This window comes from Ectothiorhodospira haloalkaliphila ATCC 51935, from assembly GCF_000633935.1.
Classification (GTDB): domain Bacteria; phylum Pseudomonadota; class Gammaproteobacteria; order Ectothiorhodospirales; family Ectothiorhodospiraceae; genus Ectothiorhodospira; species Ectothiorhodospira haloalkaliphila.
Genome location: NZ_KK214998.1, coordinates 1,419,181 through 1,441,276, shown reverse-complemented (window position 1 = coordinate 1,441,276; position 22,096 = coordinate 1,419,181). Strand labels below are relative to the sequence as shown.

Below are 22,096 nucleotides of genomic sequence, written 5' to 3'. Positions count from 1 at the left end.
TGCATCTCCTTGCAGTCTTCCCGGGTGATGGGTTTGCGGACTTGAGTGGCTGATCAGTGTTCGGTGGTGTCTTGTGATGAAGCCTCGGCCGGGGGTAGCAGGCGCTTGAGCTGACCCTGCAGGGTCTTGAGTTCTTCGTCGTCACGAACGATTCGATCCAGCTCGCGGCGCAATGCGGCGTTGTCCAGCAGGCTGGATTTGAGTTCCTTGAGCAGATTGCGCATGGCCATCAGACGGGCCAGTGAAGGCACCCGGGCTGCCACTGCCTCGGGGGAAAAGTCCTTCATGTGCTCGAAGGTCAGATCCACCGGGATCTCCTGACCCTGCGATGAGATCCTGTCCGGCACGGTAAAGCGCAGTGACGGGGCCATGTCCTTGAGCACCGCCTGCAGATTGCCGCTGTGAACGACCGTGCGCGGGCGCTCTGCCACGCGGCCCTGGGCACGCCCGTGGCTGAAATCAGCCATCACCAGCATCTTGAAGGGCAGATCCACCTTCCGGCGGCCGCCACCCTGGTTGACCTCCAGGGCGATGTTCACACGTGCGCGGGGTACTTCATTCTGAAAACTGCGGGTCATGGCAAGGGTCCTCATCCTTGTGGTGTTGGTTTGTCATGCAGGCCCGGGGCGTGGTCCGCGACCACACCCCTCGGGCAGGGTGAAAGATTCCATGGCGGCCTTGGGGTCCAGACGCGCCAACTCCTGTTCACAGTCCTGTATCAGCGCCTCCTGGGGCAGCCCCCGGCCGTGCAGCGTGATGGCCACCTGGCGCAGACGGGTGAGCAGCGTCCAGCCCATGGCCGGCTCCCAGTCCACAATCCTGATCGTCTCCAGTTGCGACCGGGCAGCCTGCAGGACCAGAAGCGCCACATCCGGACGCCGGGCCCGTAGACAAAGATCGGCGCGGGCAATTGCCACCATCAGGCGCTGTCTTTCGGTGGCCATGGGCCAATGCTCCAGGGCCTGCCAGGCATCGGGCACCGACAGGTCCTTGAGGGCATCGGAATCCGGTGCCGGGGCATCGTGATCGACGGGCGGTAAGGAGCAGGTCGGCAGCAAGGTCTGACTGGATTCCATGGCAGGGTCGTCCCGCAGCCATGCGAGGGTGGTGGCATCGGCAAAGGGTCGGCCATCCTCGAAGCGCAGGGTTTCCAGACCAGGCAGGCGCTGGATCAGGGCGCGGGCCTGGGATTGAATATCCAGGGCCAGATCATGGGCGTGGTGATGTTCGGCGGCGATGGCCAGCCGCTGCTGCAGATCCAGGGCCAGGTGGAACCCCGGTTCGAAGAACAGGGCGGCGCCGCTTTTGAGCACGCCCGCCCAGTCGCCACGGGCCTGCGCATCATCCAGGCAGGCCCACCCCCCCGCGCGGGGTGGCGGGATGCGGGTGATGCCCTGGTCGTGGGGCGGCAGGCTCAGGGGCGCCCAGCGGGCGGCGCGGGCAAAGGCCAGGGCCTCGATGGGGCGGCCTTCCCTGAGCAGGGCGTCGTGCAGGTCGCGGGCGGTGGACAGCAAGGCCTCCGCAGCGGTATGCACCATCCCCGCAGGAACCTGTGCTGCGATGGCGGGTGGTGATGGCTCGGGCTGGGGTTTCTGGCCCAACCCCTGCGGCGCAACGGATGCCTCACTCTTTGCGCCTTGGCCCGTCACCGTCTCCTTTCGGCGGGCCTGAAGCCACTGACGTAGCACCTGCCAGCGGGGGGGCGTTTCCGGATCATCCCAGGGCCCCTGGGCCAGACACGTCTCAATGTGCTCGAGGTCAACCTCGATGAGGTCCAGCGCGTCCGTGTCCGGGGTGGCACCCAGTCGATTCAACAGGAGCCTGACGCGTTCGCTGTTGAGCCAGTCCAGGGCAGCACGTCGCTGGGCAGGCTTGATGGGGTGGATGGGGGAGTCCTGGCATTCCAGCAACTTTCGGTAGAGGGCCGTGCCGGTGATGAGTCCATCGATCTGATCGCGAGTGATCAGCGTCAGCCAAAGATATCCCGCCACCCGCAGATCCTTGGCCTGAGTGGCCAGGAAACCGCTGGCATCCTGTATGACCTGGTCAAAATCAGTCCCCTGAAGACGCCCCATGGCCTGTTTGATGGCCAGCAGGGTGGGATGATGGCGAGGATCCTCGACGCCCGAGCCCTCGGGCAGAGGCGCAGTTGCCCGCTGGATCAGGGAGTCGGGGTCATCCAGTGCTGCCGACGCTTGATGGGATATGGCCTTCATCCACGACTCCCAAGGAAGGGTGAGCGGGTCAGCTCAAAGCCGGTGAAGAGTTGCTGGCGCAGGAAATTCTGCTGTCGATCGGGGCGAATCCGGAAACGGATCTCCTGCGGGTCGCCCTGGCCTTGATGGGGCAGTTGCCAGCGGGTGGTATAAACATGGCCCTCCCCGTCATCGGCCTCTACATGGGCCTCATGCAGCAAACGGAACAGACCCCAGATGCCCTCCTGGCGGTACTCGCCAGTGGCGAGGCCATGATGGTCCACGGCGCGAACGCGGGCACCGGGTGTGCCGGCATCACCAGGCCAGGCGAAGCGCCGCCATTCCTGGGGCTCGTTGCGGTAACGGTACACCTGGCCATTGCTCTCGAACACCACCTCGCTCAGACCGGGGCTGGGCATGGGATAGAGGTGAAAGCTCAATTGGGCCGTTCCCTGGCCATGGGCAAACAGGCTGCGGGTGATCTCGTCGGCCTGCGCCATGTTCCGGACGAAGCCCCGTGAAAACGTGGGTCCCACGCCGATCCAGGTCCGGGGTCGCCACGGGCCCCGGGTGTCCTGCAGGAAGGGGCTCAAATGTTCGTGAACAAAACCCCAGAGCAGGCCCTGCTCGGGGTGAAAGAAATCCACCACGTCCACCAGTGCAGCATCCCGCCCCTGGGGATCGAAGGGGAAACGGCCCGCCAGACCGTCCCGCCACGGGCCCATGACCTGTCCCTGCCATTGGCGTTCCAGATCCCCGACCGCTGTGTACACCAGGGTTCGCCAGGGCTCGCGCACCGCGGATCGCAGCAAGGGCTCGAGCATCGGGCGTTCCGCAACCGGGAGATCGGCCAGCAATGAGGAGGTCGACATCCAGGCCGCCTGCAACGGGATGTGACCACCCCGCCCCTGGAGGAGCCCGGCGGCGGCTACCCGGGCCTCTCGGCCAGGATCGGCACTGGCCATCAGGGATTCCAGATGTGAAGCAATGGCCCGCAGGGTATCCAGGTGGTCGCTGAGGGCGGTGCTCACCAGGGCGTCCTCCTCCGGAGATAACAACGCCAGCAGTGGCCCCGGGTTATCCTGCCCTCCTGCCAGAACGGGATGTTGGAAGCTGGATGTGTCAACGCCCCTGGAAATTGTCCCCAGGGCCTCATGGAGAGGTATGGGTGATTCAGACAGAGTGAGATTGTCATGGGTCCAGCTGGCCAGGCGGGTCAGGGGGCCGGTTTCGGCACCGAGCCGCCCCAGGCCTTCGGCGGCGGCAGACAGATCGCGAAAGGGCATCACGCTCAGACCAGCCAGGAAGTCTCGCCATGCCTCCTGGTAGTCGTCCAGATAGCGTTGGCGCAGGTCATGGGTCAGGGCCTCCACCTGTTCCGGGTCCATCGGTTGTCCCGCGTGGGTGTCGGTGTCGTCCTGGGTGACCCAATCCCCCTGCAGGGCCTGCTGCACCAATTCATCAATGGTGGGGAGCGCGAACTGTTGCCAGGCCTTGGCAGTGTAGAGCCGCGGCAGCGTGTGCTCCGCCCGAATCAGTCGTGCCCCATCGCGCCCCAGGATTTCCTCAAGCACAACGCTGCCCATGTCCCGCGCTGCCCGGGACTGCAGCCGGGCATAGGCGGCCTGGGGTGAGGCCTCCGTCTGAAGTTGGCTGCGCACCTTGGCTACCAGCCCGGATTGCATGGGGGAGTCGGGTGTCAGGCCATGGGCGAACCAGCGACGCCAGAGTGCGTCCAGGGTCGAGGCATCCGGTTGATGGACCGGGCCATGGGAGGGCAGGCTGGAGCTCATCAGTGTGGTCAGTCCCTCCAGGAGGATGTGCTCGTCCCGACGGTCGGGCAAATGGATCATCAGATAAAGCCTCAGATCCTCATAGTGGAGCGGGCGTTCGAGTTCCCGCTGCGCCGGTTCGAGGGATATCCATTGGCGCGCGCGCTCCTGGATGCGCGCCTCCAGCAGGTTGAGGGCATCAGGCAGGACCATGGCGTTCATCACCCGGGCCACGCTGTCATCCAGGGCCACAGCCTGGTTTCGGGGCCACCAGGGAAGAGGATGCAGAGGCAATGGCGCATGCCCATGGGGCGATTCCAGCCGCTGGCCATGGGCATGGATGGCCGCCAGGCTGGCAAGGATCTCGGGCTCCCGGTCCTGTACGTTGTCGGACAGCGCCTGCAGCAGGCTTGCACTGGCGCCCATCAGGTCCGCCTGGGTCCGCTTGGCGGGATGCAGCAGGGTCAAGGACGATACCAGCAAGGCCGCCGTGAGGATGAGCAGGGTCCCTTGCAGTGCCATGGTGCGAAACGCCTGGCGTTGGGTCGGTTGGGCCGTTGCGGGGTCGCCCTGGATGCGCTCCAGGGTCAGGCTCGCCGTATCCTCGGCTGTCCGGTTTTCGGCCCCCGTGGTGCCGGTCAGGTACAGCGTCAGTATGGGGGGCATCTCCTGTCCGGGTTCGGGGCGACACAAGCGTGTGAGTGCATCCCGCAGGCATCCGGCGGCCCGCTCCATGCGATGGGGAAAGGCGATGATCTCACTCCCCCTGACCGGATCGCGGCCAAGGTCCAGTGCCCTGAGTCGCTTTCGGTCCAGGTCCTCCAGAAGATCGCCCAAGGCCTCATCCAGCTGTGGCAGGGTGTCCCGCTGAGGGTTCAGTGCAAAACTCCAGACCCGATCATCTTCGTCCGCCAGGACCGGCGCCAGCCAGGTGAACCCGGGTATCTGATCCATGTGGGTGAGCATCAGATGCACCGGCGGGAGCTGGCCCAGGGTTTCACACAGTTCCTGCAGGTGGCGGCGCAACATGCCCACCAGTGCATCCCGTTGTGGCGGGTCGATCTCCAGCAGCGCCGGCAGGCTCAGGGTCAGGATCAGGCCCTTGAGGGGCTGGCGGGATCGGTGTTGGCGCAAACGGTCCAGCAGGTGTCGCCACAGGTCCTGACGATCCGCCTGCTCGATGACCTTCCCCCGAAGCTCCACCCATACGGCACCTTTCAGGAGCCGGAATTCGACCGCTGCACGGGCAGCCGTCTCCTGCGAACCCTGACCTGCGACCTGGGTATAGCCATTCAGGAGCCGGGTCTTGCCACTGTTGCTCGGCCCCATGAGCAGATACCACGGTGCTGCGACCTGTCGGCGGCGAAGGCCGATTCGGGCTGACGGGGTGGATTCCAGACGCGCATGGATGGCCTTGAGCGCTTCATTCAGGTCCCGGCACTCTTCATCAACAGCATCCCGGGAACCGTTTGCAGGATCGTTGATCGGCGTGCGGTCGCGTTGGATGCGCGCACGCCACCACACCAGCAAACCGGCACACAAGATCAGCAGGAACGCCCAGAGCAGCCATAGGGGCACCCGGTCCAGGCCCGTTCGAATGTCCGACCAGAACAGGACCACCAGTCCAAGGGCCACCACAAGCCCTGCTGCCGGCCCGGCCAGGCGCATGAGGGGACTTCGAAGACGGGCTAAAAGGTGGGTCATGGGAGCACCCGCCTGACGGACTGGATCGGCAGGGCGCGTGAGATGGCTTCAACATGGCTGTCCAGCGTGACGCTAAGGTTCCGGTCCAGGGTGTGCAATTGCCAGCCCTGGAAGAATACGAGTACCGGGATAAGACCCAGGAGGGTGAGGCTGATGCCGCGGATGGAAAGAGGCACAGGTCGCGACCGGTATCGGGTATTCTTCCCGGCCAGGGATGCGGCGGTGGTTGGGTCATCGTCCGATTCCTGCAGTTTTTGCACCTGTTCGCGCAGATCACTCTTCAGGGACTCCAGCCGTTCCGGCCCGCGAAGACGATAGACCCCCTCCAGTCCAAGATGCAGACAGCACAGATACAGTTCCAGCAGGTCCGCATGGTCGCGGGGGTGCTGGCGTAGCTCGGCGAGACGCTCGAAAAAACCCTCACCACCGCGATACTCGCCGAACAGGGTCACCTGCAGGGGTTCTTCGGCCCAGGACTGAGCCAGGGCATCGGTGAGCGCCATGGCGCGTTCATCCACCAGCACGGTCAGGGCATAGCGGGCATCCTGCACGCCCGGTCCCGGAAGGTCTCTTGCCTGGGCACGCCGGCTGAATTGCTCCATGTCTTCCAGGACCCTTTGGCGCCAGGTGGAGGCATCAGATGGGTTCTGGTCGGGCTCGTTCAGGGCCGTCAGGGTCAACAGCAGCGGACCGGCGCAGTGAAGATAGGGATTCTTCATGTGGCCTCCCGGTCCCCCACCATGAGTTCCAGTTGCAGATGCCGCAGGCCTGCGGGCAGGAAGATGCCCAGACTGTCGCTCTCCAGCAATGCTTGCCAGGACTCGCCCTGCGGTTCCAGTCGAAAACACTCCCGTCCCCTTGGCACGGGCAGATCCGCTGGGGGACGCGGCAGATGACAGAGCGATACCCCCGGCAGGGCCGTGCGGATCAGCAGATCCAGCTGATCCGCACTGGCCACCTTGGCCTGACGAGGGAAATCCCTGATCCAGTCCGTATCCTCCCGCTCGGTTCTGACGGTGATGTACAAGAGTTGCGACGAGGAAAGGCTGCGCGTCAGATCACGCGCCTGGAATCGACCCTCGGAAAGCGGCTCCAGGACAGGAGGGCGCGTGTGCAGGGCACGGAAGCGATCCAGCAGCTCCCAAAGGTGTGCCTGGAGCATCCGCAGGCCCGAGGCTGGATCCTCATGTCGATAGAGGGGCAGCGTCCGGTCTTCGTCATCCTGCGGTACCAGTGACTGGATTTCCGCGCAGGTCTCTGCCAGCGCCAGGTGAAGCCCTTCGGGATGGCTCGATTCCATGGCTCGCAGGTGTTCCAGACGGATCAGAAAGCGCTGCAGACAGCCACTCATGGCATGGACGAGATGACGGTCGGCGGGTTTGCACACCGTGCATTCCCCGGCCAGTTCACGGGACTGGAGTCGAATGCGCTCTGCAAGCTGCCCGGTGAAACGCTGCAGTGCGGGTGATGCCTCGATGCTGAGCAGGGGCGGAACAAAGTCGTCGTCGATCTGAAATCCACCGCCCATGCGTGGGGTGAGCCGGGTGACAGGAAGACGTATCAGATCGGGATCCGCGGGTGTTTCGGTGCCCAGGATCAGGTTCAGTCGGCCCAGGGCCACTTCCTGCTGACGCTGGGTGTCGTGCTCATCGGCCAGTTCCACATAGTCCACCTGCCAGGCGCCGCGGCGATGGCCGGCGGCTTCATATCCTGTCATGCCCAGGGCTCGGCGCTCGCGGGTCAATAGGAGATAAACGACGACCGGCTCTCGCGCGGCATCGGGGAGTTCACAGGCCAGGGGTGCATCATCGAAAGGGTCTACCGTGACCAGGCGCCCATCCGGAAGGATGGCTTCCAGCTCGAGGATGCGGCAGATGCCCATGGCGGGGGCGTCCGGATCCAGACGCAGTCGATGCAGACCCCAACTGCGAGGATGGGTGATGCGGAACCGCTCGATCAATGCCTGTTCGTGGTAACGGTCCCAGGCTTGAAAATGCTGCTGGCCGAGGAGAATGCCCTCGCTCCAGATCACCTTGCGGATGGCTGTCATGTACCTGCCCTTCCCTGGCCAGTATTCGGGATTATTCCTGAATGGTCAGCTGGTTACCGCGCAAGCTGACGGTGAGACGCTGATCCATGCGTTTGCCGACATAGCCCTTCGGCAAGGGGGTGACGTCACGCCAGGCGGGGTCCGAAGGTTCACGGAAGATGGCTACAGCCCCCAGGTAGACCGCCTCCGGATGACGCTGCAGTTGCAGATCCGCCTGCTGGGCCGGGTTCAGGATCAACTCCTTGCGACTGAGCGCGGTATCGCCCAGGGCCTGCAGGTCATGCAGCCACAGGTCGCGAAAATCGGCATCCTCGAAGGCCTTCAGGTCACTGAGCTGATAGACCCGCACCACCACAGGCAGGGGCTGTCCTTCGTCACTGAGATTGAGATTGGCGGTGGAGTGCAGATCGACCCGTAGTTGCGGGCTGCTGCAGCCGGTGAGCAGCATGAGCAGGCATAGCCAGGGCCACAGGGGGGGACGATAGCGAGAGGGCCAAGCGTGTTGCCGGGCGGGCATCTTCCCATGGAGCCCGGTGCGGAGGCCGGACGATGGCACGGATGGGCATCGACGGGGTTGGGTGCGCTGGCACCCGCTGACGGGCTGGTTCATGTGGCCACTCCTTGGCTGGGCTTCAAGCCCCTGTGTTCAAGCGATCCTTGCCACGCCCCTGCGGGGCGACGCAGCGACCGAAATTACTCCATATGCCGAGAGGAAAGTCAACACCTCTGCGAGGCGGTGAGAGGGTGTCGAGCCGGTTAGCCCAGGCGTGAAACTCGGGATTTCCCCAGGCGCATGCAACAGTCATTCGTGCTCCACTTGAGTGTGTTCGCTTGTCAAGTCTTGACAAATCCACTGGCCATGGATTGATTAAAAAATCTGAAAAACAGTCACTTATAGTGTTTGATCAAATTTTGATCAAACTGGCCAAGGGGGGCGGCCACACGGGGGATTGCGAGAGTTCCCGACATTTTACCCACACAGTTATCCACAGGTTCTGTGGATAGTGGGATGCGCGGGTTCAGCGCCGTCGGGGCGGTGCCGTGAGGGGGTCTTCAGGCCAGGCATGTTTGGGATAGCGCCCTTTGAGATCCTTCTTCACCTCGGGATAGGTGCGTTCCCAGAATCCGGCCAGATCCTGAGTGATCTGTACCGGGCGCTGCGCGGGTGACAGGACGTGGACCATCACCGGCACCCGTCCCCGTGCCAGGCGCGGGGTTTCCGTAAGGCCGAACAGCAGCTGCAAGCGGGCCGCCAGCACGGGCACCTCGCCCTGGCCATAATCCAGACGCACCCGTGCTCCACCCGGAAGTGTCCAGTGGGTGGGGGCCAGATGGTCCAGGTCCCGGGGCAAGGGCCATTCCAGACGGGCCATCAGGATGGCATGCAGATCCAGACGGGCCAGGTGCGACAAGCGACTCATTCCGGTCAGCCAGGGGCCCAGCCAACCCTCCATATCCTCCAGCAGGGCCTCCCGGGAAAGATCCGGCCAGGGATTGCCCAGGGTGCGATGCAGGAAGCGCACACGCTGGCACAGGGCTTCTGCCTGGGGCGTCCAGGGCAGGGTGTCCAGCCCCGCCTGACGAATCCCCTGCAGCAATGCGGCGCGTATGGCTTCGGGATCGGGTTGGTCCACGATCGTCGTGCTCACTGGCAGGCTGCCCAGCATCCGCTCACGTTGTGCCAGGACCGCGCCAGCCTTGGCATCCCAGGTGATCCGTTCACAGAGTGTGAAACGCTCTGCCAGGTGGTGCTCCAGATCCTCCCGGGCAAGCCGTGCCGCGAGGAAGACACGGGCCTCCCGCTGTCCAGCATCCAGGCTGGGAACCACGATCCACTCCTGGCCTCCCAGGGATTCCTGGGCGGGCAGGGCAGCGCCCCGGCCGCCGCTCAGCCGATAGCGGGCCTGGGCGCCCTCGCGGCGAAGTCCGATGCGGTCCGGATAAGCCATGGCCAGCAGCAGTCCCACGGGCTCACGGGGTTGGGTATCGCAGGCCGGCTTGCCCTGTGTGCGTGACAAACGCTCCGCCAGGCGCCGGGATTGCTCCCGCACCCGGTGACGTACGCCCTTGTTGGCCCGGTGTCCGGGGATCTCACGGCCCTCCAGGGCCTCCAGACGCAGATGGATATCCACCTGGGCCGGGCCATCCAGCCCCATCAACAGGTCAGGTTCTTCCAGCAGCGCGGCCAACTGGCAGGCCGCGGGCTCCTGGCCCAGGCGCTTGCCGGACAACAGCAGATGGGCCAGGCGGGGATGCACGCCCAGGGTGGCCATGCGGCGGCCGTGGTCCGTGGGTCGATGGGAAGTATCCAGGGCACCCAGGGCCTGCAACAGGGTACGGGCCTGGGCCAGCGCCCCAATGGGGGGTGCATCCAGCCAGGCCAGTTCCTGGGGATCGGCGCCCCAGCAGGCCAGTTCCAGCGCCAGGGGCGCCAGATCCGCCTCAAGGATCTCGGGCACGCGTTGGGCCGGCATGGCCTGTTCGTCGCCTTGGGTCCAGAGCCGCAGGCTGACTCCGGGTTCCAGGCGCCCTGCCCTGCCGGTGCGCTGTGTGGCCGAGGCGCGGCTGATGCGCTGGGTCTCCAGACGGGTCATGCCGGAGGCGGGGTCAAAGCGGGGTTTTCTGGCCAATCCGCTGTCCACCACCACGCGAACGCCCTCGATGGTCAGGCTGGTTTCGGCCACATCGGTGGTGAGGACCACCTTGCGCTCTCCGGGCGAAGCCGGGGCCACGGCCTGCTGCTGGGCTTCCACCGGGAGGCGGCCATACAGGGGCAGCACCCTTACCCCGGCGGGCAGATCCCGGGCCTCAAGCCCCTGGGCGACGCGCTGGATCTCCCGCTGCCCCGGAAGAAAGGCCAGCACACTCCCCGTTTCCTCCTGCAACACCCGGTGCAGGGTGTTCACCATCAAGGATTCCATGTCCGGACGGGGTGATCGACTGGGCGGTAGGTGGTGGATTTCCACCGGATGGTGTCGCCCTTCGCTGGTGATGACCGGCGCATCACCCATGATGCGGGCCACGGGTTCGGCATCCAGTGTGGCCGACATCACCAGCAGACGCAGATCCTCCCGCAGCAGCTCCCGGGCCTGCAGGCACAGGGCCAGTCCCAGATCGGAGATCAGGCTGCGTTCGTGAAATTCATCGAAGATCACCAGGTCCACGCCCTCCAGGCCGGGATCCTGCTGCAGACGCCTTGTGAGGATCCCCTCGGTGATCACCTGAATGCGGGTATCGGGCCCCAGCCTGCGTTCCAGGCGGGTCTGGTAGCCCACGGTCTGCCCCACCGGCTCGCATAGTTGCGAGGCCATGAAGACGGCAGCCCCCCGCGCAGCAAGTCGGCGTGGCTGGAGCATGAGAATACGGCCCCGACACCAGGGCACGCCCAGCAGTGCCAGAGGCACGCGCGTGGTCTTGCCGGCCCCCGGCGGGGCCTGCAGCACGGCAGTGCCGCCCTGCTCCAGCGCCTTGAGCAGCGGCGGCAGCACCGAGTCGACGGGTTGGGCCGGTCCGGGCAGGGTCAGGATGGCCCCCTCTTTTCCGATATCGGAAACAAAAGCTCAGAAAAAAGATGCTGTATCAAATTGCTGGAGCACGGACAGCGTGCAATGGTTTTGCAAGGGCAGCAGATAGCGATACCTCTTGTGTTGCTCGAATGTCCGGGGTGCCGTAGACAGGACCACTCGAAATCGGTGTATTCAGGCAAAATCATCGCCACCTCTTTCGGCATTATAATGGTCCATCTTTTATGGACTGCAAAAATTCCACTAGCTCATGCACTCGGGTAGATGGGTTATCGGTTCCGTGCTCTTTGGCCGCGCGTAAAGAGCGTGCGGCGTTACTCTTGGCAAATTCCAGTTGACCAAGCAGCAGGGCAAACATGTTGTCTGCTCCTTTTTCATAGTTTGGCAAATAGGCTTTGAGCTCGGAGAGCACCTGATTGCCCGCACTGTTACCTGGTAACGCTGAATAGGGTCGGGTACTGTAGGTAAAATGTAACAGCAACCAGTACTCGAAGGATGGCACTGAATTTACCGCAATGAAGGTCTCGCGTGGCTGTGACTGGGCGATAGCGTTTAGAGCTTCGTCATAGTTTGCGTGAGCGTCCTTATCGAAAATACAAAAGACCTTATCAAATGCATCGCCTGCGTCTTTTTCTTCACGATAGCGTTGTTTGGCATACCGCAGCACGTCACCTGGGTCCGAACCGCATTCGCCGCAAACCTCTACGTTGGCAGTGTTCAAGTCATGGTGACTTCTAAGCCCTTGAAAATAGTAGGGCTCAGTTTTCTCGCCTTCGCAAACAATAAGCACTTTGGCATACGGATCACGCCTTGCGGCACGTCGTTGCAACCGTTTTATACTTTTGGCCCGGCGTTTATGGAAAAGATTATCCGTACCCATCACCCAACCTGTTTCAGTGACCGAGTAAACGGCAAGGCGCCATACCGACCCGAAAGATAAGCCGCCTCCAGATTTTCACGTCCCTTGCGGGGACTAAAATCGGTTAACGGGTAGAGCATGGTAGATTGGCTTTTATCCTTTTCGCAAAACCAGATCTGATCACGACGGAAAACGTTCTGATTCAAAATAGATGTCTCGTGCGTGGTAAAAACCAGTTGAGCATTATTATTGTTCGTTTCGTTATCGTGAAACAGCTGGACCAGAAACTGAACCAGACTAGGATGAAGGTTGTCGTGAAGTTCGTCGATGAACAGTACGTAACCGTTGGTAAGCGAGTCAATCCAGGGCCCTGCGAATGAAAACAACTTTTGTGTACCTTCAGACTCATCGCTAAAGTCAAAGGTTACATCATGACCCTGACTATCTTTATGGACAGTTTTTATATCAATGACTTTCTTGCCTTTTAGGTCCTCGGCGATGACGTCACGTAGCGATCCCGGCATATCCTCCGGCAATGCATCAAGGTCAAATGGTTTGGTTTCTACCAAAATGTCATCAATATGCAAGTCAGCAGCATGAAGAAAGTCCATGATCTTTTTTTTATCGCTGCTTTCACACAGTGATGCACTGAATCCAGGTCCCCAGGCGCCAACATTGGCCAGGCGTAAAGTTTTTTGGAACCAATCAAAAACAGGTCGTAACTGCTCACTGTTGAGCTGAACAGCCGTTGATAAAAACAAGGAATTATCACGAGTGGATTTTACCCAAAGCTGCTTTTCACCTGTCAGGTTACTGCCTAAGTCCCAATCATAATGCTGCTCAGTTGGATTCCAGGCACGACTAAACCATCGTTGCGATCGGCCCTTGGGATAGGCCAGCAGCCATTCCTCATGGATGCGGTCAGTGGTGGCTGTAAATCCGTATTGGTAGCGTACACCGTCAACCAGAAAGGTCACTTCAAATTCACTGGGTGACTGACGCGCTTCGGGGGTCAACCGGAAGGGTGTGACGGGCAACTTATCCCCCCGTTGCAGATTAATGGCGGACTCCAGGACCACTCGCTTCATTGCTTGGAGGGCCAAGAACAAATTTGATTTGCCGCTGGCATTCGGCCCGTAAATGGCTGCTGAGCGCAATAGGCCGATGTTATTGGGAGCTGCCGTGCTGAAGGTATTGGTATCCATCATTTCACCACCCTTACCCTTCGCCAGGGTAAAGGTTTGTTCCTCGTGAAATGACCGAAAATTGGCCACAGTCATCTCGATGAGCATTTGAGGTGCCTCAGGTGCAGTGAGTGATATGACTGGACAAATCTAGCAGTCAAACGATTTAAAATCCAATTTTTGGCAAAAAATACCAATTTCTTCGACGAAATGGATTCACACAGGGGGTTCCGCGTTCCGGGGTGAAGGCGGGCGCTTGAATCGGGCAGCGCGACTGGATGCGCACAGTGGTCACGACGGACCCCGGCGCGTCATGGCCTCACCCTCCGCGAGATACCCGGAATGCTGACCCGTGCCGGCCATGCGGCACGGCGAGCACATGGTGCAACAATCGGGGGGATTTCTGGATTCTTGGCGAGCTTGGCTACCAGCTTCGGAATAATACCCTTGAAAAAATATTGTTTTTTTTAAGGGATTTGGATCTGTTTGGCTACTTCATTTCCCAATACAGAAGGAGGAAAAGATCTGCCCCAACAGGTCATCGGAGGTCACCTTGCCGGTGATTTCTCCCAGGGTGTCCTGGGCCAGGCGTAGTTCTTCGGCCATCAACTCCGGGGCCTGGGTGGCGTGGAAGTGCTGGCGGGCTTCATGGATATGCTGCCGGGTGCGGTCCAGGGCATCCAGGTGGCGGCGGCGAGCAGTGAACAGGCCCTCCGGGTCGCCATCGTAATGCAAATGCTGCTTGAGCAGCTCCCGCAGGGTGCTGATGCCCTCGCCGGTGCGCGCAGAGAGGTACAGGCTATCGCTGCAGTCCACCGGGACGTCATCCAGGCAATCCAGCTTGTTATGAACCGTGATCACCCGGAGCTTCTCGGGCAGGCGACGGCGGATGTCCGCCTCGGCCTCCCCCTCGCCCAGGGTGGAATCCACCACCAGCAGCACCAGATCGGCCTTCTCGATTTCGGCCCAGGCCCGGCGGATGCCTTCCTGTTCCACAGGGTCATCAGACTCGCGCAGACCGGCGGTGTCCACCAGGTGCAGGGGCAGGCCATCCAGGCTGACCTGCTCCTTGAGAACATCCCGGGTGGTGCCGGGTATGGCAGTGACAATGGCGGCTTCCCGGTCCACCAGGCGATTGAGGAGGCTGGACTTGCCGGCATTGGGACGTCCCGCAATCACCAGATGGACGCCTTCACGGAGCAGATTGCCCTGGCGGGCGCTTTCCACGAGGGTGTCCAGGCGGCTGCTCAGCGCGTCCAGGCGCTGGCCGATGCCTGTGTCCTCAAGCAGTTCCAGTTCCTCGTCGGGGAAATCCATGGCCGCCTCCACGTAGACCCGCAACTCGGTCAACGCGGTAAGCAATTCGTCCACGCAACGGGAAAACCCGCCTTCCAGGGAACGGCGGGCACTGCGGGCCGCAGCGGCCGAGCCGGCGTCGATCAGGTCGGCCACGGCTTCGGCCTGGGTCAGGTCCAGGCGGTCATTGAGAAAGGCACGCTCGGTGAACTCACCTGGCCGGGCCAACCGGCAACCCCGGTCGACACAGGCGGCCAGGATCAGGTCCATGATGACGGGCCCCCCATGGCCCTGCAGCTCCAGAACATCCTCGCCGGTATAGGAATGGGGCCCGGCAAAGAACAGAGCCAGGCCGGTGTCGATGGCCTGCCCCGAGGCATCCTGAAAGTCCGTCAGCAGGGCCCTGCGCGGGGCCGGAACCCGCCCCAGGCACCCCTGGGCCACAGTGCGCGCCAGGGGGCCGGAGACGCGCACGATACCCACGCCACCGCGCCCCGGTGGGGTGGCGATGGCGGCAATGGTATCGGCGTCGGCCCCGATCACCATGGATCACTTACGCGATTTACCACCCCGTGGGCGCTTCCGGCGCGAACCCTTGCCTGCACCCCCCTTGTTCTGGGCGGATTTCGTGGTCTGGGCCTTGGGTGGCTGCGACGGTGCTTCGTCGGTTTGATCGTCGGCCTTTGCCTCGGGTTCTGCAGGCGACTCGGCACGGGTCTCGCTGGCGGCTTCACTGTCCGCCTGGCCCGGGCTGGTGGCGCTGGCATCGGCGCTATCAGTGCCCGAATCACCCGCGCTGTCATCATCATCCTGCTTGCCACGGGAACCCTTGGGCGGGCTGCCACCGGGCTTGACCATGGCCGCCTCGATGTTCCGGGTGATGTAGTACTGCTGAGCGATGGACAGCAGGTTGTTGGACAACCAGTACAACACCAGACCCGCCGGGAAGAAGGCGAAGAACACCGTGAAGATGATGGGCAGGGCCATCATGATCTTCTGCTGGACCGGGTCCATGGGCGCCGGGTTCAGCTTGTACTGGGCGATCATGCTGGCGCCCATGAGCAGCGGCAGCACAAAGTAGGGATCGCGCACGGACAGGTCCTGAATCCACAGGATCCAGGGAGCCTGCCGTAGCTCGACGCTTTCCAGCAACACCCAGTACAGGGCAATGAAGACGGGAATCTGCACCAGGATGGGCAGACACCCTCCCAGCGGATTGATCTTTTCCTTCTTGTACAGCTCCATCAGCGCCTGGTTCATGCGCTGCTTGTCGTCCCCGAAGCGCTCCTTGAGCGCCATCATCTTGGGCTGGACCGCACGCATCTTGGCCATGGAACGATAGCTGGTGGCCGAGAGCTTGTAGAAGACCAGCTTGATGAGCAGGGTCAGGATGATGATGGCCCAGCCCCAGTTGCCCACGAAGTCATGGATGACCCGCAGCAGCCAGAACAAGGGGGCGGAGAGCACCGTGAAAATGCCGTAGTCCACGGTCAGTTCCAGGCCATCCCGGATTTCGGACAAGGGCTGTTGGGCCTTGGGGCCGATCCAGATCCGGGAATTGAGTTCACCCTGCCCGCCCGGTTCGATGGTCACCGGTTCGGAACGCAGGCCGATGATGTACTGAGGCTGACCTCCGGAGGTCACCTCCCGGGTGTAGAGCAGGTTGACTTCGTCATCGAAGGGTACCCAGGTGCTCAGGAAATAGTGCTGGATGACGGCGATCCAGCCCTCGGTGATATTGCGCTCGCGAACGTCCTCGGCCAGATCCTCGAAGCGTTCCTTTTCATAGCGGCCATCGTAGTAGGCAGCGCCGGTAAAGGTGTACAGGAACCAGGAGTCACGGTCGGGTGTGGGCCCATGGCGCAACTGACGGTATTGCCGACCGGTCCAGGGCTGGTCACTCATGTTCTCCACCTGGTGGCTGACGTCCACCAGGAAGTCGCCGCGGCGGAAGGTGTAGGTTTTGGTGACGCGGATTCCGTCTTCACTTTCCCAGGTGAGCGGCACGCGGAGTTCGTCCTGCCCGTCTTCCATGCGGAACTCTGTCTGCTCGGCGCGGAAGATGGCGTGGTGTGAAGGGGCGCGTCCGGCGTGTTCCACATTGGGCACACGGTCATGGATCAGACCGGATTGGGCCACATAGTCGCGGGTGCGCTCATCCAGCAGCCTCACCGGGTTGTCGGGCTCCCGAAGGCTCACCGGATAACTGGGCAGATCGGCACGTACCAGATCACCGCCGCGGGTATCGATCAGCAGGTCCAGCGTGTCGGTGACCACGCGGATCTGTTGACGCTCGATGCCAGTGATGGCATCGGCCTCCATGGGGGCATCCCGGGCCTCGGAATCGGGGGCATCGGGCATGTCATCACGGCGCTCGCCTGCCTCCTGATGCGCGGCATCGGAACGGTCGGGGGAGAACTCGGGCTGAGGACCGTAGTCCACACGCCAGGCCTGCCAGATGAGGAACAGCAGGAAGACGAGAGTGAGGTAGAGTATTGGACGGAGGTTATCCATGATTTCGCGGGGGTCGATGATGGCCGTGAGCGGGGTCCGGAACGGGGTCATACCCGCCCTCGCACCAAGGATGGCAGCGGGCAAGCCGCTTGATCGTCAGCCAGGAGCCATACAGGGCACCGTGGCGTTCGATGGCTTCAATCCCGTAGCAGGAACAGGTGGGCAGAAAACGGCAATGTTGCCCGACGAACGGACTGAGCGTGTATCGGTAGACCTGGATCAGGAAGACGAGGATCTTTCGCATTGGATACTCATCCGTTGCCAGAGTCGGTCCAGGGCTTCACGCAACTGCTCGTTGCTGTAGCGTTCGGCCCGGGGTTTGCAAAGGACCACGATATCGATGGCCCCCAGTGAATCCCGATGATGTCGAAACGATTCCCGGATCAGGCGTTTGATCCGGTTGCGCTGTGTGGCGAGTCGCACGTTGCGTTTTGCCACTGCCATCCCCAGTCGCGCGGTTTGCGGCGCGTCGCTGGGGTGATGACGCCAGAGTCCGGTAAAGGGTGCTTCCGAAACCCGGTGGGCGCCAGCGAACACCTGTTGGTAGTCGCTGGCGCAGGTCAGCCTGGCGGCGCGGGGGAAACCCCTGTCTGCGAGCCTGCCGGCTGGCCGGGCCAATGGATCAGGGGCAGAGACGGGCGCGGCCTTTGGCGCGGCGCGCAGCCAGCACTTTGCGGCCGCCACGGGTGGCCATGCGGGCACGGAAACCATGGGTGCGCTTGCGATGCAGGTTACTGGGCTGGAATGTTCTTTTCATGATGGCGGACCAGGATAGATTCTAATGAGTGAGTGGACGGAACACCCCATCCAAGGCGCGTAAAAGTACCCGCGATTCCCGTGGGTGTCAATGTCGTGGCCCAGGAAGGGTGATCAGGATGTGGAAAAAGGTGTGGATAACTCTTCCGCGCCCAGAGTAGACTGGCGCGTTTATCCACCACCAGCCCTGGAGAATTACCCTTGGTCGGCAGCTCCCTTTGGCAGCAATGCGTCACGCGCCTGGAGGGCGAACTCTCCGAACAACAGCTCAACACCTGGATACGTCCACTGCATGCGGTGGAGGAGCCGGAGGTCCTCCGCCTGCTCGCACCCAATCGATTCGTGCTGGACTGGGTGAAAGATCACTTTTTCGAACGCATCGATCAGGTGGTGAACGATACCTCCGGTGAACACTCGGTGCGGGTGCATCTGGAAGTGGGCAGCAGCCAGCGCCCTGCTCCGGCCAAGGCGCCTGCCCGAACCGCCAACGCTCCCGGCGGCGCCGGTCAGGGCAATGGCCCGCACGGAGCCCGCAATACAGCCATGCGGCAACCGCAGCAGGAGGCGGCGCCGCAGCCAGCGGCCAGTTCACCTCAGTTCACCAACAACCTGAACCCCAATTTCACCTTCGATAATTTCGTCGAAGGCAAGTCCAACCAACTGGCCCGGGCGGCAAGCCTTCAGGTGGCCGGCAACGTGGGCATGGCCTACAACCCGTTATTCTTGTATGGAAGTACAGGACTGGGCAAAACCCACCTGATGCACGCCATCGGTAACGCCATTCTGGCCCATCGCCCCGGGGCCAAGGTGGTGTACCTCCACTCGGAGCGTTTCGTGGCCGACATGATCAAGGCCCTGCAACACAACTCCATTGACGAGTTCAAGCGCTACTACCGCTCGGTGGACGCCCTGCTGATCGACGATATCCAGTTCTTCGCGGGCAAGGAGCGCTCGCAGGAGGAATTCTTCCACACCTTCAATGCCCTGCTGGAGAGCCAGCAACAGGTGATCCTCACCTGCGATCGGTATCCCAAGGAAGTGGATGGTCTGGAGGACCGCCTCAAATCCCGCTTCGGCTGGGGTCTGACCGTGGCCATCGAACCGGCGGAACTGGAAACCCGGGTGGCCATCCTCAATCGCAAGGCTGAGGAGGCTGGGGTGGAACTGCCCAGTGAGGTGGCCTTCTTCGTGGCCAAACGGATCCGCTCCAACATCCGTGAGCTGGAGGGCGCGTTGCGCCGGGTGCTGGCCAATGCACATTTCACGGGCAGCGCCATCACCCTGGAGTTCGCCAAGGAGGCCCTCCACGACCTGCTCGCCCTGCAGGACAAGCTGGTCACCATCGACAACATCCAGAAGACCGTGGCCGAGTACTTCAAGATCCGCGTATCGGATCTGCATTCCAATCGGCGCAGCCGGTCCATCACCCGCCCAAGACAGGTGGCCATGGCGCTCTCCAAGGAACTCACCAATCACAGCCTGCCGGAGATCGGCAAGGCCTTCGGGGGGCGTGACCACACCACGGTGCTGCACGCCTGTCGAAAGGTTCAGGAATTGCGGGAATCAGATGCCCGCATCAATGAAGACTTCGTGAACCTGCTGAGAACGCTGACCAGCTGACCTGGCCAACCGGGCTGGAGACCGGTGATCCGGTGTGGGCGGTGGGCAGGACTGTTGATAACCTGTGGGACAGCACGGGACAGAATCGGCTTCCAAAGTTATCCACATTCCCTCAACAGTTTGTGCGTGGCTTATCCGGGCGGCTGCGCACAGTCCTGAGGTTGCGCAACTTCATGAAAAATATGGTGAAACAGAGCCTTATCCAGGCCAGTGCCGGTTGCTAATTATTATTACTAAAGTAAGTCTTTAAAAAGATCATTGTTAAAGGGTCTCCCTGATGAAATTCAGCATAGAGCGCGAACGCCTGCTCAAACCGCTACAGCAAGTCGTCGGCGCCGTGGAAAAACGGCAGACCATGCCGATACTGAGCAACGTGCTTATCCGGGCGGAGACCTCCCGACTGGAGCTGGTAGCCACCGATCTGGAAGTGGAATGGGTGGCCGACATGGAGCACACGGTTGCCAGCCCGGGTGTGGTGACCGTGCCCGCACGGAAGCTGCTCGATATCTGCAAGGCATTGCCGGAGGGAGCAACCGTCGGGTTGCACCACGAGGGAGACCGGTTGCTGGTGAGTTCGGGGCGTTCCCGTTTCACCTTGAGCACCCTGCCCGCGGATGACTATCCCTCCCTGGAAGAAATGCGCGCCAATCTCTCGCTGGAAGTGACGCAGCGCGAATTGCTGGATCTCATGGAGCGCACCTCCTTTGCCATGGCGGTGCAGGATGTACGGTATTACCTCAATGGACTGATGTTCGAGGTGGAGCCTGGCACGGTTCGCACCGTGGCCACCGACGGGCATCGACTGTCCTTGTGTGCGATCGAGTCCATTGTTGAAACCCCGGACAGTCAGCAGTTGATCCTGCCCCGCAAGGGGGTGATGGAATTGAGCCGCTTGCTCGAGCGGGTGGATGACAAGGTGCGTCTTGAGTTGGGCGCCAGTCATCTGCGAGCCATCTTTGCCGGACTGCAATTCACCTCCAAGCTGATTGATGGGCGGTTTCCGGATTACAAACGGGTGGTACCCGAGGACGACGGCCATGTGCTTAAGGTGGACCGTGAACTGCTCAAACAGGCATTGGGGCGCACCGCTATCCTCTCCAACGAGAAGGTGCGCGGGGTACGCATGGAACTGGGCGAAAACCTTCTCAAGCTGCAGTCGCACAATCCTGAACAGGAAGAGGCGGAAGAAGAGCTGGAGGTGGAGTACGCCGGTCCGGCCATGGAGATCGGCTTCAACAGCACTTACCTGCTGGATGTGGTGAATCATCTGGAGGGCGAGATCATGGAGATCAAGTTCCGCATGTCCGGGGCCTCCATCGTCATTCGCGACCAGGTGATGCCCAGGGCGATTTACGTGGTCATGCCTATCCGCCTTTGAGGATGAGTCTCTCCCGGCTCGACATCTTCAACCTTCGCATCTTCGAAAGGGCCCGGCTCGATCCTGTGCCGGGCCTGAATCTCATCGTCGGTCCCAACGCCTCCGGCAAGACCAGTCTGCTGGAAGGGATTCATATGCTCGCCACGGGACGGTCCTTTCGGACGCCGCGCATCGAGCACGTTGTCCACAGGGGCAGTCGGGAACTGATGGTCACAGGTCAGGTGACCCACCTTCAGTCGGAACGAATCCGCATGGGTATTCGCAAGGGTGCCTCGGGAACACGTGGTCGACTGGCCGGGCGCACTGTGCGCTCCCAGTCCGAACTGGCCCGGGTGTTACCGGTACAGGTCATCCACCCGGACAGTCACGAATTGCTGGCGGGGTCGCCGGCGGAGCGCAGGTCGTTTCTGGATTGGGGGCTGTTCCACGAAGCGCCCGAGTACATGATGATCCTGCAGGGCTATCGACGCGCATTGAATCAGCGGAACGAGGCGTTGAGGCGAGGCTTCCCGGACAACGTGCTGACGGGATGGGAGCGGGAACTGGGAGAACGGGGAGAAGCGCTGGACCGTTATCGGCGCGGCTATCTGGAACGACTGTGGGAGACCCTGTTGGAGTTGCGTGGGCAGTTGCCGGATCTGGATGGGATGACCTGGGAGTATCGCCGCGGCTGGAAGGACGGCGTCGATCTGCGCGAAGCCCTGGCGTCCGGGCGGCATCGAGAGCGGGAACTGGGATACACCCTGATGGGGCCGCATCGCGCAGAGCTTGTCTTGAAGCGCGACGGGGTGTCGTTGGCCATGGAGGCATCCCGGGGGCAACAGAAGACCGCGGTGCTCTTGTTGAGGCTCACTCAAGTGGCTGCCCATCGGCGCGCGACGGGACGGTCTGCGGTGGTGTTGGTGGACGACCTGCCCTCGGAGCTGGACGCGGAACGTCGCGAGGCCGCGCTGGAATTTCTGCGCGGCCTGGAATGTCAGGTGTTTGTGAGCGCCATTGACGGGGCCCAGGTACAGAGGCTGGGGAATTGGGCAAGCCAAAAGATGTTCCACGTGGAACATGGAACACTCAGGTCAGATTAAACCCGACCAAGCCTTACTGTGGAAGCACCCGGGTTCAGCTACGGAAGCTCCCTTCTCTCCCCTGAGGGACAAGGGCTGGGGATGAGGGGGTGGGGGAGGCACTGTGCCGGCCCTTGCCCCTCACCCCAACCCCTCTCCCCCGAGGGGAGAGGGGCTCGTTAT

General features: G+C 62.1%; 16 protein-coding genes and 1 pseudogene. 3 read left to right on the top strand and 14 right to left on the bottom strand.

Annotated features, from left to right (window positions below):
- Positions 1 to 53: 53 nt before the first annotated feature.
- The 14 genes and pseudogenes from tssB to rpmH all read right to left on the bottom strand — a co-directional run bounded on the left by tssB (position 54) and on the right by rpmH (position 17,855).
- Positions 54 to 578: a type VI secretion system contractile sheath small subunit gene (gene tssB, locus ECTHA_RS0114510; RefSeq protein ID WP_025280149.1), complete on the bottom strand. Its 525-nt coding sequence runs from the start codon at positions 576 to 578 to the stop codon at positions 54 to 56.
- A 33-nt stretch (positions 579 to 611) separates the two neighbouring features.
- Positions 612 to 2,216: a TssA family type VI secretion system protein gene (locus ECTHA_RS0114505; RefSeq protein WP_025280150.1), complete on the bottom strand. Its 1,605-nt coding sequence runs from the start codon at positions 2,214 to 2,216 to the stop codon at positions 612 to 614.
- Positions 2,213 to 5,671 (bottom strand): type VI secretion system membrane subunit TssM, encoded by a 3,459-nt coding sequence (tssM, locus tag ECTHA_RS0114500; RefSeq protein WP_084307037.1) that lies wholly within the window; start codon positions 5,669 to 5,671, stop codon positions 2,213 to 2,215. The genes ECTHA_RS0114505 and tssM overlap by 4 nt, the downstream gene beginning before the upstream one ends.
- Positions 5,668 to 6,390: a type IVB secretion system protein IcmH/DotU gene (gene icmH / locus ECTHA_RS0114495; protein WP_025280152.1), complete on the bottom strand. Its 723-nt coding sequence runs from the start codon at positions 6,388 to 6,390 to the stop codon at positions 5,668 to 5,670. Before icmH ends, tssM begins: the two co-directional genes overlap by 4 nt.
- A complete protein-coding gene (gene tssK / locus ECTHA_RS0114490; protein WP_025280153.1) occupies positions 6,387 to 7,721 on the bottom strand; it encodes a type VI secretion system baseplate subunit TssK in 1,335 nt (444 codons plus the stop codon). Before tssK ends, icmH begins: the two co-directional genes overlap by 4 nt.
- A gap of 31 nt (positions 7,722 to 7,752) precedes the next feature.
- On the bottom strand, positions 7,753 to 8,238 hold the full coding sequence (gene tssJ / locus ECTHA_RS18495; RefSeq protein ID WP_025280154.1) for a type VI secretion system lipoprotein TssJ: 486 nt from the start codon (positions 8,236 to 8,238) through the stop codon (positions 7,753 to 7,755).
- A 502-nt stretch (positions 8,239 to 8,740) separates the two neighbouring features.
- Positions 8,741 to 11,209 carry an ATP-dependent helicase HrpB gene (gene hrpB, locus ECTHA_RS0114480; protein ID WP_238984796.1) on the bottom strand — a complete coding sequence of 823 codons (2,469 nt, stop codon included), beginning with the start codon at positions 11,207 to 11,209 and terminating at the stop codon, positions 8,741 to 8,743.
- A 241-nt stretch (positions 11,210 to 11,450) separates the two neighbouring features.
- Positions 11,451 to 12,125 (bottom strand): RloB family protein, encoded by a 675-nt coding sequence (locus ECTHA_RS19645; protein ID WP_084307033.1) that lies wholly within the window; start codon positions 12,123 to 12,125, stop codon positions 11,451 to 11,453.
- Positions 12,125 to 13,396 carry an AAA family ATPase gene (locus ECTHA_RS0114475; protein ID WP_025280156.1) on the bottom strand — a complete coding sequence of 424 codons (1,272 nt, stop codon included), beginning with the start codon at positions 13,394 to 13,396 and terminating at the stop codon, positions 12,125 to 12,127. Before ECTHA_RS0114475 ends, ECTHA_RS19645 begins: the two co-directional genes overlap by 1 nt.
- Before the next feature lie 387 nt (positions 13,397 to 13,783).
- Positions 13,784 to 15,130, bottom strand: a complete 1,347-nt coding sequence (gene mnmE / locus ECTHA_RS0114470; RefSeq protein WP_025280157.1) for a tRNA uridine-5-carboxymethylaminomethyl(34) synthesis GTPase MnmE — start codon at positions 15,128 to 15,130, stop codon at positions 13,784 to 13,786.
- A gap of 318 nt (positions 15,131 to 15,448) precedes the next feature.
- A pseudogene (gene yidC / locus ECTHA_RS18490) lies at positions 15,449 to 17,098 on the bottom strand (membrane protein insertase YidC); the annotation flags it as partial.
- Positions 17,091 to 17,342, bottom strand: coding sequence for a membrane protein insertion efficiency factor YidD (yidD, locus tag ECTHA_RS19640; RefSeq protein ID WP_084307031.1), 252 nt, complete (start codon positions 17,340 to 17,342; stop codon positions 17,091 to 17,093). The pseudogene yidC and the gene yidD, both read right to left, overlap by 8 nt.
- The gene (rnpA, locus tag ECTHA_RS19635) at positions 17,318 to 17,635 is read right to left on the bottom strand and encodes a ribonuclease P protein component (RefSeq protein WP_239822049.1); all 318 of its coding nucleotides are present in this window, start codon (positions 17,633 to 17,635) and stop codon (positions 17,318 to 17,320) included. The genes yidD and rnpA overlap by 25 nt, the downstream gene beginning before the upstream one ends.
- A gap of 85 nt (positions 17,636 to 17,720) precedes the next feature.
- On the bottom strand, positions 17,721 to 17,855 hold the full coding sequence (rpmH, locus tag ECTHA_RS19630) for a 50S ribosomal protein L34 (RefSeq protein WP_082829751.1): 135 nt from the start codon (positions 17,853 to 17,855) through the stop codon (positions 17,721 to 17,723).
- Between the two features lie 200 nt (positions 17,856 to 18,055).
- Here rpmH and dnaA point away from each other — a divergent pair, with 200 nt between their 5' ends.
- The 3 genes from dnaA (at position 18,056) to recF (ending at position 21,934) form a co-directional block, all read left to right on the top strand.
- Positions 18,056 to 19,474 (top strand): chromosomal replication initiator protein DnaA, encoded by a 1,419-nt coding sequence (gene dnaA / locus ECTHA_RS0114455; protein WP_025280160.1) that lies wholly within the window; start codon positions 18,056 to 18,058, stop codon positions 19,472 to 19,474.
- Between the two features lie 277 nt (positions 19,475 to 19,751).
- Positions 19,752 to 20,852: a DNA polymerase III subunit beta gene (gene dnaN, locus ECTHA_RS0114450; RefSeq protein ID WP_025280161.1), complete on the top strand. Its 1,101-nt coding sequence runs from the start codon at positions 19,752 to 19,754 to the stop codon at positions 20,850 to 20,852.
- Positions 20,853 to 20,854: 2 nt separating this feature from the next.
- Positions 20,855 to 21,934, top strand: coding sequence for a DNA replication/repair protein RecF (gene recF / locus ECTHA_RS0114445; protein ID WP_025280162.1), 1,080 nt, complete (start codon positions 20,855 to 20,857; stop codon positions 21,932 to 21,934).
- The last annotated feature ends 162 nt before the right edge of the window (positions 21,935 to 22,096 follow it).

What these genes read in the sequence shown, in the direction of transcription:
- tssK (WP_025280153.1), bottom strand. Translation starts at nt 7,721, where the DNA reads ATGACAGCCATCCGCAAGGTGATCTGGAGCGAGGGCATTCTCCTCGGC.
- dnaN (WP_025280161.1), top strand. Translation starts at nt 19,752, where the DNA reads ATGAAATTCAGCATAGAGCGCGAACGCCTGCTCAAACCGCTACAGCAA.
- rpmH (WP_082829751.1), bottom strand. Translation starts at nt 17,855, where the DNA reads ATGAAAAGAACATTCCAGCCCAGTAACCTGCATCGCAAGCGCACCCAT.
- tssB (WP_025280149.1), bottom strand. Translation starts at nt 578, where the DNA reads ATGACCCGCAGTTTTCAGAATGAAGTACCCCGCGCACGTGTGAACATC.
- ECTHA_RS0114475 (WP_025280156.1), bottom strand. Translation starts at nt 13,396, where the DNA reads ATGCTCATCGAGATGACTGTGGCCAATTTTCGGTCATTTCACGAGGAA.
- ECTHA_RS0114505 (WP_025280150.1), bottom strand. Translation starts at nt 2,216, where the DNA reads ATGAAGGCCATATCCCATCAAGCGTCGGCAGCACTGGATGACCCCGAC.
- ECTHA_RS19645 (WP_084307033.1), bottom strand. Translation starts at nt 12,125, where the DNA reads ATGGGTACGGATAATCTTTTCCATAAACGCCGGGCCAAAAGTATAAAA.
- icmH (WP_025280152.1), bottom strand. Translation starts at nt 6,390, where the DNA reads ATGAAGAATCCCTATCTTCACTGCGCCGGTCCGCTGCTGTTGACCCTG.
- mnmE (WP_025280157.1), bottom strand. Translation starts at nt 15,130, where the DNA reads ATGGTGATCGGGGCCGACGCCGATACCATTGCCGCCATCGCCACCCCA.
- tssM (WP_084307037.1), bottom strand. Translation starts at nt 5,671, where the DNA reads ATGACCCACCTTTTAGCCCGTCTTCGAAGTCCCCTCATGCGCCTGGCC.
- recF (WP_025280162.1), top strand. Translation starts at nt 20,855, where the DNA reads ATGAGTCTCTCCCGGCTCGACATCTTCAACCTTCGCATCTTCGAAAGG.
- tssJ (WP_025280154.1), bottom strand. Translation starts at nt 8,238, where the DNA reads ATGCCCGCCCGGCAACACGCTTGGCCCTCTCGCTATCGTCCCCCCCTG.
- yidD (WP_084307031.1), bottom strand. Translation starts at nt 17,342, where the DNA reads ATGCGAAAGATCCTCGTCTTCCTGATCCAGGTCTACCGATACACGCTC.